This is a genomic window from Clostridium sp. Ade.TY (genome assembly GCF_000498355.1).
Classification (GTDB): domain Bacteria; phylum Bacillota; class Clostridia; order Clostridiales; family Clostridiaceae; genus Clostridium.
This window is the reverse complement of sequence record NZ_AVSV01000029.1, coordinates 1-12,586: the sequence shown is the minus strand read 5'-3', so window position 1 is coordinate 12,586 and position 12,586 is coordinate 1. Positions and strand designations below refer to the sequence as shown.

Annotated in this window: 14 protein-coding genes; all 14 read left to right on the top strand. The window is 24.4% G+C overall.

The window, feature by feature from the left end:
- Positions 1–109 precede the first annotated feature (109 nt).
- The 14 genes from O212_RS0111565 to O212_RS0111495 all read left to right on the top strand — a co-directional run bounded on the left by O212_RS0111565 (position 110) and on the right by O212_RS0111495 (position 12,453).
- A complete protein-coding gene (locus O212_RS0111565; protein WP_024615266.1) occupies positions 110–370 on the top strand; it encodes a hypothetical protein in 261 nt (86 codons plus the stop codon).
- A 223-nt stretch (positions 371–593) separates the two neighbouring features.
- The gene (locus tag O212_RS0111555) at positions 594–1,172 is read left to right on the top strand and encodes a TetR/AcrR family transcriptional regulator (protein ID WP_024615265.1); all 579 of its coding nucleotides are present in this window, start codon (positions 594–596) and stop codon (positions 1,170–1,172) included.
- Between the two features lie 116 nt (positions 1,173–1,288).
- A complete protein-coding gene (locus tag O212_RS0111550; protein ID WP_024615264.1) occupies positions 1,289–2,701 on the top strand; it encodes an MDR family MFS transporter in 1,413 nt (470 codons plus the stop codon).
- A 69-nt stretch (positions 2,702–2,770) separates the two neighbouring features.
- Positions 2,771–3,115 (top strand): SdpI family protein, encoded by a 345-nt coding sequence (locus O212_RS0111545; RefSeq protein WP_051373012.1) that lies wholly within the window; start codon positions 2,771–2,773, stop codon positions 3,113–3,115.
- Positions 3,116–3,481: 366 nt separating this feature from the next.
- On the top strand, positions 3,482–3,826 hold the full coding sequence (locus O212_RS0111540; protein ID WP_024615262.1) for an SdpI family protein: 345 nt from the start codon (positions 3,482–3,484) through the stop codon (positions 3,824–3,826).
- 244 nt (positions 3,827–4,070) lie between these two features.
- Entirely contained in the window at positions 4,071–5,096 is a 1,026-nt protein-coding gene (locus O212_RS0111535) for an ATP-binding cassette domain-containing protein (protein ID WP_173391492.1), read from the top strand.
- A gap of 3 nt (positions 5,097–5,099) precedes the next feature.
- On the top strand, positions 5,100–5,915 hold the full coding sequence (locus O212_RS0111530; protein WP_024615260.1) for an ABC-2 family transporter protein: 816 nt from the start codon (positions 5,100–5,102) through the stop codon (positions 5,913–5,915).
- A 3-nt stretch (positions 5,916–5,918) separates the two neighbouring features.
- Positions 5,919–6,710, top strand: a complete 792-nt coding sequence (locus O212_RS0111525) for an ABC transporter permease (protein ID WP_024615259.1) — start codon at positions 5,919–5,921, stop codon at positions 6,708–6,710.
- Between the two features lie 160 nt (positions 6,711–6,870).
- The gene (locus O212_RS0111520) at positions 6,871–7,209 is read left to right on the top strand and encodes a DsrE family protein (RefSeq protein ID WP_024615258.1); all 339 of its coding nucleotides are present in this window, start codon (positions 6,871–6,873) and stop codon (positions 7,207–7,209) included.
- Between the two features lie 30 nt (positions 7,210–7,239).
- Positions 7,240–8,019 carry a TSUP family transporter gene (locus O212_RS0111515; RefSeq protein WP_024615257.1) on the top strand — a complete coding sequence of 260 codons (780 nt, stop codon included), beginning with the start codon at positions 7,240–7,242 and terminating at the stop codon, positions 8,017–8,019.
- 174 nt (positions 8,020–8,193) lie between these two features.
- Positions 8,194–8,844: a sigma factor gene (locus tag O212_RS0111510; protein ID WP_024615256.1), complete on the top strand. Its 651-nt coding sequence runs from the start codon at positions 8,194–8,196 to the stop codon at positions 8,842–8,844.
- 4 nt (positions 8,845–8,848) lie between these two features.
- Positions 8,849–9,733, top strand: a complete 885-nt coding sequence (locus O212_RS0111505; RefSeq protein ID WP_024615255.1) for an anti-sigma factor domain-containing protein — start codon at positions 8,849–8,851, stop codon at positions 9,731–9,733.
- A 140-nt stretch (positions 9,734–9,873) separates the two neighbouring features.
- A complete protein-coding gene (locus tag O212_RS0111500) occupies positions 9,874–11,538 on the top strand; it encodes a ribulokinase (protein WP_024615254.1) in 1,665 nt (554 codons plus the stop codon).
- Between the two features lie 306 nt (positions 11,539–11,844).
- Positions 11,845–12,453 carry a PepSY domain-containing protein gene (locus O212_RS0111495; protein WP_024615253.1) on the top strand — a complete coding sequence of 203 codons (609 nt, stop codon included), beginning with the start codon at positions 11,845–11,847 and terminating at the stop codon, positions 12,451–12,453.
- The last annotated feature ends 133 nt before the right edge of the window (positions 12,454–12,586 follow it).

The window sequence follows — 12,586 nt, the reverse complement described above, 5'->3', positions numbered from 1 at the left end:
ATAGCTCTCTAATTTTTTTACTTAATAGTTTCTTTAAATAAAGTTCATTAAAAAACTAATTTAATTAGGTATAATTAATAAAAATAGTAAAAAATACCAGGAGGATAATGTGGAAAAACAATTACTTGAAATATATTTATATTTAGTTTTAGGAATTATATATGGAGTATTATTATTTAATTCATTTAAAAAATTATTTAAATTTGAGGATAAGGGTCAGATAATAAGGAACTTTATAGCTATATTATTTTTGATTATTGGATACACAATAGCTATATTTACAAGAAAAGTTTGGTTTATAGTATTTCCAATAATTTTGATGATAGCATTATTAATAAATAAAAATGATACATTAGGAAAATATAAATAGATTTAGTAAATAATATTTTGAGGTGATTATATGGATTTTAAAAAATTAACTGAAAAATTAAGGGATATTCAGTATGCTGGACCTACAAAAAATATTAAAACTATAATTCTTCAATTAATAGATGCTTTATTGACTCTTCTTTAAAATTTTATTAGTTGACAATTATACTATTAGAAAGTATTTTATATATAGACCAATCGTTATAATTATTAGGAGAGATATTATGGCAAATAAAATAGATACAAGAGAAAAAATATTAAAAACAGCATCAGAAATGTTTTTTTCAAATGGTTATCATGCAACAGGATTAAACGCTATACTTAAAAGGAGTGAATCTCCAAAGGGATCACTTTATTATTATTTTCCAAATGGAAAAGAAGAGTTGGCATTAGAAGCAATTGAAGTAGTTAAAAATTCTGTAAGAGAAGAAATAAGAGAAAATTTATTTAAGACAAAAGATCCAATAGAAGGAATTGAAAAGGTTATATTAAATGTTTCTGACATAATAAATAGAGAAGAAATAGTAAAAGGTGTAACTGTAAGTTTGTTAGCATTAGAAGCTTCACAAACAAATGAAATTTTAAGAGAAGCTTGTGCCGAAACGTTTAAAGAATGGGAAAGTCTTTATGAAGAAAGGCTTAAAGAACTTAATATAAGTATAGAAGATGCTAAAAATTTAAGTAAAATAATTCAGATAATGATAGAAGGTGCTATAGTGATGGCATTAACTAAAAAGGATAACAGTTCTCTTATATTAGTTAAAGATAATATTAAAGCAATAATCAATCAATACATAAAGTAAAATAATATTTTACTTAATTAAAGTTTACATAAAAGATTTTATAATAAGGGGAAATCCCTTTATTATTTTTCTAAAAATTATATAGACTGGTCTAATTATTTTAAAAGGAGTTTTTTATGATATCAAAAGAAAAAGTTATTAAAATTATGGGGGTTCTCCTATTTGGAGGATTTTTAGCATTATTTAATGAAACTATAGTTAATGTTGCACTTCCAAAGCTTATGGAAGAATTAAATGTTTCAGCACAAACTATACAATGGTTAAGTACAGGATATTTACTTGTTATTGGTATATTAGTTCCAGTAACTGCATTTTTAATTCAAAAATTTACTTTAAAGAAATTATATTTAGGGGCAATGCTTTTATGTTTGATTGGAACAATAATTGCAGCAATAGCACCAAATTTTAATATTTTACTAATAGGTAGATTAGTACAAGCTACTGGTACAGGAATGTTAGTTCCAATAATGATGAATACAATTGTAGTAATAAATCCACCAGAAAAAAGAGGGGCTGCTGTAGGTCTTGGATTATTTGTAATATTATTTGCACCATCAATTGCACCAACAATATCAGGAATAATAATACAAGCTTTATCATGGCGTTATTTATTTATAATAGAAGTTCCTTTAATATTAATTGCTATAATTTGTGGATATAAATTTTTAGAAGAAGTAACAGAATGCACTAATCCTAGTATAGATATAATATCAATTATATTTTCAACATCAGGATTTGGTGGAATAATTATGGGATTTAGTCTTCTTGGAAGTAAGACATGTTTAATATTTTTTGTAATAGGAATTGTATCACTAGTATTATTTTCTAAAAGACAATTTAAATTAAATGAACCTATGCTTGATTTAAAAGTGTTAAAGAATAAAAAATATTCAATTGGTGTAATTTTTATAATGATGTCAATGATGACTTTATTTGAGACTTTAGTAGTTATTCCTATGTACTTAGAGGGAATGTACCATTTAACACCACTTCAAGTTGGTATGGCTATATTTCCAGCAGGTATAATAAATGCTATAACATCAATAATAACAGGTAATATATATGATAGATTTGGAGCTAAAAATGTTGTAAGGATAGGGTTTATTATTCTTACAGTATGTTTCTTTATGTTGTCTATGGTTTCAGTTAATACAAGTTATATAAATATAATTGTAATTCTTTGTGTTTTAAATATAGGAATGCCTTTTGTTATGACATCATCTCAAACTAATAGTTTAAATCAATTAAAGCCAAAAGAATATCCTCATGGGACTGCAATAATAAATACAGTTCAACAAATATCAGCAGCTATGGGATTATCACTTTTTGTAAGTTTAATGGTTATGAAGAGAGATTCTTATTTAAATTTATTTGAAAGTGTTAGTAGAGATAATGTAGCATTAGCTTTTTCAAAAGGATTTAGTTTTACATTTTTTGTTGGAGTAGTAATTTTATTTGTAGGGTTTATAAGTTCAATATTATATTTTAGAGATAAGAATAATAAAGTTTATGAAACAGAGTTAGAATAGAAATTTACATTAATTTGAAAGTTATTATATAATAAATTTATATAGAGAAAATTTATGGGGGGTAAAATAATGGAGAGTTTCTTTTGGGTTACAGATTTATTAATTCCATTAACTATGATAATAATGGGCTATATTTTATATAAGAATCCACCTAAAGATATAAATGGTTTATATGGATATAGAACAAGGAGATCTAAGCAATCTATTAAGGCATGGAAATATGCCAATACACTTTGCGGATTATACTGGATAAAGATTGGATTAATAGTTTTAATGATAGTAGTAATTGATAAATTATTAGTACCAATGAAACCAGAAAATTTATCACTTATAAATATGGTTATTGGAATTGGTGCTTTAATAATTCCGATTTTTATAATAGAAAAGAAGTTAAAAGATAAATTTCATAGTTAGTAAATATTATAATTAAGTTATACCTTCTTAAGTATATAAGTATTTATATACTTGAGAAGGTAATTTTTTTATAAATATTACCGTTTAATAATTAATAATTAATTTAATAAACGTTCATTAATTTTATTATAAATAAAGTTTATAATAAAGGAAAATAAAGTAATATATTCAAAAAATATAAAGAAAATAGATTTATGTATAGTAGTTATCAATAAATATATTCCTTGTAAATGATTTCTATTAACTAGGAATAAGTAATAAAATTATTTTAGCTAATTAAAAAATAAATATTATATGTGTTTATGGAAGAGTAAATGAGAATAAAAATAAATTATAAAATAAAATTTATTTATGGGAGGGAAAACTATGAAGATTTTCTTTTGGGTTACAGATTTATTAATTCCATTAACTATGATAGCTGTTGGTTATATGCTTTATAAAAATCCGCTTAAGGACATGAATAGTGGATTGGGGTATAGAACTAAAAGAGCAATTAAATCTATTGAAACTTGGAGATATGCTAATACACTTTGTGGAGAATATTGGATGAAGGTTGGAATTGTACTTTTTATTTTTATAGTATTTAATAAAATATTAATTCCAGTAAGACCAGAGTATTTATCTATTATAAATATGGGTGTTGAAGTAATTTCCTTAATGATTCCAATGTTTTTAATTGAAAGAAAATTAAAAGAAAAATTTTATAATTAAAAATTAAATTATACTTCTTTAAATATATAAATATTATTTTTATATATTTAAAGAGGTAATTTTTTATAAATTTAATTATAGGGATTTGTATAAAAATAAGACAAATAATGAATGTTATTTACCATAATAAGTAAAAATGTGATATAATTATTACGCTAATCTATAAAGTTTTTCTTTTAATTAGAAACGTTTCCAAAATATAGTTTTAAATGTAAACGTTAATAAAGCTATGGATAAAGGGGGGATATACTTGATTAAAGTTGAGAATTTAACAAAAGATTTTAAATTAAGAAAAAAAGATGGAGGTTTTAAGGGCGCAGTCAAATCTTTATTTTCAAATGAATATGAAACAAAAAAAGCAGTATCAGATATTTCTTTTGAAATAGATGATGGTGAAGTAGTTGGTTATATTGGAGCAAATGGAGCTGGAAAGTCAACGACAATAAAAATGATGACAGGAATAATGACGCCTACATCTGGAAGAGTTATTGTAAATGGGATAGTACCATATGAAGAAAGAGAAAAAAATGCTATGGATATTGGAGTTGTATTTGGACAGAGAACGCAACTTTGGTGGGACTTAGCACTTTCTGAAACATTCACAATATTAAAGGATATTTATAATATTGAGGATGATGTATATGAGAGAAATATGAAATTTTTAAATAATGTTTTAGATTTAGAGGAATTTATAAAAAGACCTGTTAGAACTCTTTCTTTAGGACAAAGGATGAGGGCGGATCTTGCAGCATCACTTATTCATAATCCTAAAATACTTTATTTGGATGAACCAACTATTGGACTTGATGTTGTTGTAAAAGAGAAAGTTCGTACAGCTATTAAAGAAATAAATAAAGAGTTTAAAACAACAATAATTTTAACAACGCATGATTTAAATGATATTGAAGAGCTTTGCAATAGAATTATAATTATTGATAAAGGAATAAAAATTTATGATGGAAGTCTTGAAAATATAAAAAATAAATTTGGTTATATGGCAAGTTTAGAAATAAAAATAAAAATAAAAGATAAAAGAGACAGAGATTTATTAAAAGAAAATTTAGGATTAGATAAACAATTTAAATTAGATATAGAAGATTTAAGTTTTGATATAGAAGATTCAAAAATTATAATTAATTTTAATAAAAATAAAATATCATCTTCAGAAATACTTTATTATGTTATGAAAAATGTAAAAGTTTTAGATTTTGCCTTAAATGAAAGTAGTATAGAAGATATAATAAAGAAAATCTATAGAAATGAGGTGTAGTCTATGGATTTAAGAGAATTAAGGGTGTATAAAGCTTTTGCAAAGGGAAGAGCTAAAGAATTTGCTGCATATAGATCAAATATTATTATGGCAGTAATAGGCAGAGTTATAATGGTTATTGTAACATATTATCTTTGGAAAGCAATATATAGTAGCTCCCAAGATAGTGTAATGAAAGGCTTTACTTTAAATGAAATGCTAACTTATGTTATGATTACTTTTTTAATTGGAATTGTAACTTCAAGTGATGTTTCTTTTATGATTTCAGATGATGTAAAAACTGGAGCTATTGCAATGAATTTAATAAAACCAATTAATTATAGAAGAAGAATGGTTGCTGCAAGCATAGGACAATTTATGTTTATGTTTGTACTTTTATTTTTACCAGGTGCAATTGGAATAACATCATATGGAATTATAAATGGAGTAAACATTACATTTGGATCAATTGTTTTATTTATATTAAGTATGTTTTTAGGTCTTTTAATAAACACATATTATAGTTATATATTTGGACTTTTAGCATTTAAATTTTATAGTATTTGGGGAGTAGGACAAATAGCAGAAGCTATAGTAATGTTAGTTTCAGGTAGTCTTATACCGCTTACATTTTTCCCAGAATTAGTTCAAAAATTATTTAACTTTCTACCTTTTAGTTCTATTGTTTATACACCTGCAATGATTTATTTAAATAAGTTATCGGTAGCTCAAATAGTTAATTCTATGATATTACAAGTTATATGGATTTTAATACTTATAGGACTATCAAAGGTTATGTGGAATAGGGTAGTTAATAAATTAACTATACAAGGGGGCTAAAATATGAAGAGATACTTTAAAATATATATTCAGTTTTTAAAGCAATATATAAAAACATTAATGGAATATAAGGAAGACTTTATGTATGGCTTAATAGGATTTATCTTAATACAATTATCTTCATTAATATTTATAGGTCTTATATTTAATAATATTCCGTCTATTAAAGGTTGGGGATTTTATGAAATAATATTTATATATGGATTTTCACAAATACCAAGAGGAATAGATCATGTATTTACAGATTACCTTTGGATATTTAGTGGACACTCTGTTAAAAATGGTGAACTTGATAGATATCTTTTAAGACCTTTAAATCCATTATTTCAAGTTATAGCACAAAGATTTCAACCAGAAGGATTTGGAGAGCTTATAGTGGGACTTATATTAGTTGTATTTTCTGGAATTAAGCTTCATATTAATGTAACTCCAATTACAATAATAGGTTTTATATTAGCTATAATTGGAGGAACTCTTATATATACAGCTATAAAACTTGCAGCTGCTTCAATAGCTTTTTGGACTAAGACAAGCTTTAGACATTTACAAATGGCCTATGAATTAAGTGGGTTTTCTAAATATCCAGTTACAATATATCCTAATGTTATAAAAAACTTTTTAACATATATAATCCCTTTTGCTTTTACAGGATTTTATCCAGGAGCATATCTTTTAGGAAAAGAAAGTTTTTTTATAGGTGTTATTATGACTTTTATAATTGGAATTATAGCAATATTTGTTGCTTATTTTATATGGCTTAAAGGACTTTCTTCTTATGAAAGTGTTGGTAATTAATAAAAAGTCGACTTATTAAAGTCGGCTTTTTATGTTATATAAACAAATAGTTATATATAATATAAGAAATTACTATTAAACTTCAATTAATGTTTATACTTTAGAAACAGAAGAAATAATATAGTCTGATACAATTAAAGTAATAAAGGAGATGGTTTATATGAAAGTAATTTTACATGTAGATGAAGAGGGAAAATTAGAAGTTGCATTAGGCAACATAAAAAACTTATTAAAATTAAATAAAGACATAATTATTGAACTATTAGTTCATGGACATCCAATATTTAATTTAAAAGAAGATTATGCTAAAGAACATGGTGTATTTAGTGATTTAAAGGATGTATCTGATAATGGAGTTGTAATTGCAGCTTGTAATAATAGTTTAAATAAATTCAATATAAATAAAGATGAACTTTTAGCTTTTGTAAAAGTTGTACCTGCAGGAGTTATGGAGCTTATAGAAAAACAAAATGAAGGCTTTGCATATGTAAAACCTTAAAAGGTTTTATAAATTAAGAGGATTTTATAAATGGAATTAATTTGTTTTATAGTTGCTATAATTGCAACTACAATAGGTGCATCATCTGGAATTGGCGGAGGAGTTATAATAAAACCAGTACTTGAATCTATGAATATATTTACTCTTCCAACGGTTAACTTTTTATCTTCTGCAACAATATTTGCAATGGCAGTTGTTTCTATTGCAAAGCAAATAAAACAAAAAGATAAAATAAATTTTAAAAATACTTCTATATTAGCTATAGGATCTATTATAGGTGGTATAGTTGGACAAAAAATACTTAGAGTATTAGTTTCTATGTCAAAGGATACATCAGGTATATCAATACTTCAAAGTATAATGCTTATAGTACTATTATTATTTGTATTTATATATATGAGATATAAAAATAAATTAAAAACTTATAATTTGAAAAATAGTTTTATAATAATATTAATTGGTATAGTTTTAGGTGCTATTGCTGCATTTTTAGGAATAGGTGGAGGTCCAATAAATGTAGCTATATTTGCAATATTTTTTGAGATGGAAGCTAAGGAAGCTGCAAGAAATTCAATTATTGTAATATTCTTTTCTCAAGGAGCTAAAATACTATCAGTAGCTTTTACAACTGGATTTGCAGTTTATAATTTAACAGCACTTCCTCTTATGATTATTGGAGGAATACTTGGAGGATTTATAGGTTATAAACTTAATAAAACAGTTTCAGAAAAGAATATATTAAGAATGTTTAATATAGTTTTGATATTAATTATTTTAGTAAATATATATAATATAATTGCTGCTTTATAAATGAGATTAATTTAGCATATAAAAAGATAGATTTTCTATTTTTTTATATGCTTTTTTATTATAAAAAAGTCCCAAAAATATTATTTAACATTGTATTTATTAATGAAAGAGAAAATAATGTATAATTATTTTATGAACTAATGGTTAATAAAATATGAATAATAGGGGGATTAAATGATAAATGAATTGTTCATTCAAGATAATATAAACGATGTTATAGAAGAGCATATTGGATTTATAATAAATACGATTTCTAATGTAACTGGAAAATATGTTTCAATTGAAAATGATGAAGAATTTAGTATAGGTTTAATGGGATTTTTAGAAGCTTTAGAAAAGTATGATGAGAGAAAAGGCGCATTTATTTCTTTTGCAAAGCTTGTAATTGAAAGTAGAGTAAAAAATTATTTAATTAAAGAAAGTAAAAATAATAATGTAGTTTCTATAGATAAATATAATGAATTAGGAATTGATATAACTAATTTAATAAGCAATCCCATAGAAGATAAAGAGGAGCTTTTAAATGAAATAGATAAATTAAAAAATGAACTAAAGTTATTCAAGCTTACATTTGAAGACCTAGTAGATGAATCACCAAAACATAAAGACACTAGAAAAAATGCTATTAATATATCAGAAAAGGCAAGTAAGGATATTGAAATTACAACATTTTTGTATAGCAAAAAAAGACTGCCAATAAAAAATATGTCTTTAAAGTATTTAGTTACTGAAAAAGTATTAAAAAGAAGTAAGAAATTTATAATTTCTCTTATAATAATATTTTTTAAAAGGTATAGAAATTTAATACTTTGGATAAGGGGGTAATTGTATGTATTATAAAGGCATAGTTATTGATATTAATGATAAGTTTGCAATAGTTATGATAAATAGTGGTGAAGTAATAAAGATAAAATTAAAGGGTAAATTATCTGTTGGAGATACAATAATGTTCACTGAAAAAGATGTTGTTAAAGATAAAAATGTATCTAAATTTAAAAATAAAAAGTTTATTATACCTATAGTCACAGCAGCATTAATATGTTTAATAGTAACGTTTAATGTAACGAGTAAATATATAAATAACATTTTAACACCTTATGCATTAGTAACATTAGATATAAATCCAAGTATAGGACTTGAAGTTGATGAGGAAAATATAGTATTAAATACAAAAGGTTTAAATAATGATGGAAATAAAATAAATATTGATGAATTAAAAGGAAAAAGTCTTAATGATGCAACAAAAATATTAAAAGATTATATTGAAAATAATAAAGAAATAAAAAATAAAGATTCTATGATTGTAGGATTTGCATTTTTAAATAATAAAGAGGATAAAACTTTTGAAGAAAATGTTCAGAACACAATCAGAAAGAATTTTAATGGTGTTGAGATAGTTTATATGCATGGAACAAAGGAAGAGAGTAAAATAGCTACTGATAAGGGAATAAGTCTTGGTAGATATAAAGCTGATGAAGAAATAGAAGATGATTTAGAAGATCAAATAGAAAGTATGTCTGTAGATGAACTTATAAAATTACTTAAAAAGAAAGGTAATCCTGTTTATTTAAATGAAGAAATAAGAGATGAAATTGAAGATAGATATGAGGATTTAAATGAAAAAGATGATGATGAAAAAGATGATAAATCAGATAAAGATGATGAGAATGAAAAGGATAATGATAAGGAAGAAAATAATAGAGATGACCATTAATAAATTATAATATAGTTCATTAAAATAGCTACCTTAAAGTGATTTTAGGGTAGCTATAATTATTTTAAGATAATATAATTAATCTATGAGATAACGTTTTCTTAAAGATTTAAATAAGCTTAATTTATAGGGGGAGAGATATGGCTAAATATACAATAGGAATTGATTATGGAACATTATCAGGAAGAATACTTTTAGTAGATGTACAAGATGGAAAAGAAATTGGAGTTAAAGAAGTTTCTTATAAACATGGTGTTATGGATGAATTTATGCCAGATGGAAAGACAAAACTTCCACTTGATACTGCACTTCAACATCCACAAGATTATTTGGACGTTTTATATAAAATACCTAATCTTATAAAAGAATGTAAAATAAATAAAGAAGATATTATTGGAATTGGAGTGGATTTTACAGCATGTACTATACTTCCAATAGATAAAAATAATGAACCTTTATGTTTTAAAGAAGAATTTAAAAATAGAAAACATGCTTATGTTAAGCTTTGGAAAGATCATTCATCACAAGATGAGGCCAATAAGTTAAATAAAATAGCAATTAATAAAGGAAAAAGCTTTATTAAAAGATATGGTGGGAAAATATCTTCAGAATGGCTTGTTCCTAAAGTCATGAAACTTATAGAAGAAGATGAAGAAATTTATAATAATTCATATAGAATAATAGAGGCACTTGATTGGATTATATTAAAGCTTACGGGAATTGAAAGTAGAAGTATATGTAGTGCTGGATTTAAAGGAATGTGGTCTAAGGAAAGTGGATATGAATCAAAAGAATTTTTAAGTGAATTAGATAGTAGATTAGAAAACTTTACAGAAGAAAAACTTAGTAATAATATAAAAAGATTAGATGAATGTGCTGGAACTTTAACTAAAGAAATGGCAGATAAGTTAAATTTAAAAGAAGGAATAAAAATTGCAACTGGAATAGTAGATGCACATGCAGCACTTCCTGCTTTAGGTATTGTAGGACCAGGTAAAATGCTTATGATTATGGGAACATCAACTTGCCATATAATGATGGATAATAAAGAAAGATTTATAGATGGTGTAAGTGGAGTTGTTGAAGATGGAATAATACCAGGATATTATGCTTATGAAGCTGGACAGGCTTGTGTTGGGGATCATTTTGATTGGTTTGTTAGAAATGGTGTACCAAAAGAATATGAATATGAAGCAAAAAATAAAAATATAAATATTCATGAGTTGTTATGTGAAAAAGTAAAAGACCAAAAGCCAGGTGAGAGTGGGCTTATTGCATTAGATTGGTTTAATGGAAATAGAAGTATTCTTACAGATGCAGATTTAACAGGAGCAATTATAGGATATACTCTTTTAACAAAGCCTGAAGAGATTTATAGAGTATTAATTGAAGGAACAGCTTTTGGAACTAAAATAATTATAGATGCATTTGAAAATGAAGGCGTTAATATTGAAGAAATATATGCAGCTGGAGGAATAGCACAAAAAAATGAAATGATGATGCAAATTTATTCAGATGTATTAAATAAAGAAATAAATATATCTGATTCAAATCAAGCTTCAGCATTAGGTTCAGCAATACTTGCAGCAGCTATTGCAGGTAAGGAAAATGGTGGTTATGATAATATTTGTGAAGCTTCAAAATATATGGCTAGAAAAAAAGAAAAGACATATAAGCCTATTGAGGAAAATGTTAAGCTTTATAGTAGACTATTTAAAGAATATAAAATACTTCATGATTATTTTGGAAAGGGAGAAAATAATGTAATGAAGAGGCTTAAAAACTTGAAAAATGAATTAATATAATATTAGTTATTATTAACTTAAATTAAGTAGCTGAAAAAGAGCTACTTTTTTTATGTATATAAGAAAGTATAAAATATAAGTTAATTTATAAAGTTTATAAAATTAAAAAAGAAAAGTAATAGGGTAAAAACAAATTTTAATTTAAAAAAGTCCCAAAATAAAAAATATATATTGTATTTAATAATGAAAATAATAATTTTAAAAAATATTGAAAAAGGGCCCTAAAATTTAAAATATTATTGTATTTAATAGTGAAAAATAAAATTGAGAAAGTTTGAGAAATAGTTTAATTAGGAGGAATAAAATATGAAAAAAATCGCTTTAGGAATAGCTGTTTTAACAGTAGGTATTGGTATAACTTTAGGAGGAGTTGCTTTTGCAGATGATAATATAGGTGTAAAAGAAAATAATAAAAATATAAAAACAATAGAAGATGATAAATTTAAAAATAATATAACGAAAAATGAAGCTCAAGTAATAATGTTAGAGAGAGCTGGCGGAGGAAAAATAGTAGAATTTGAATTTGATAGTGATGATAATCAGTATGAAGGAAAAATAATAATGGGAAATGCTAAATATGAAATTAAAGTAAATGCTAATAATGGAGTTGTAGTTGAATGTGAAGCAAAGTTAATAAAAGATAATAATATAATTGAAGACGATAATGATGATTTAGATGACAAAGATGATAACAATATAACTTCATCAAAACATAAAATATCAGATGAAAAAGCAAAGGAAATAATGAACAATAAAGTTAACGGTGGTAAAATAGTAGAATTTGAATTTGATAGTGATGACAATGAATATGAAGGAAAAATAATAAAAGATAATAAAGAGTATGAAATAAAAATAAATGCAGAATCAGGAAGTATAAAAAATATTGAAGTAGAAAATATAGATAATGATGATTAATCAGCCAAATTTTTTATAGTTTAAATATATTTAAAATTCCAAAGAAAGATAAAGTAAATGAAATTAAATCATTTGCTTTATTTTTTATTTAAAAAAGTTAAAAGTATATTGCACATTTATTCTATTTGTTATA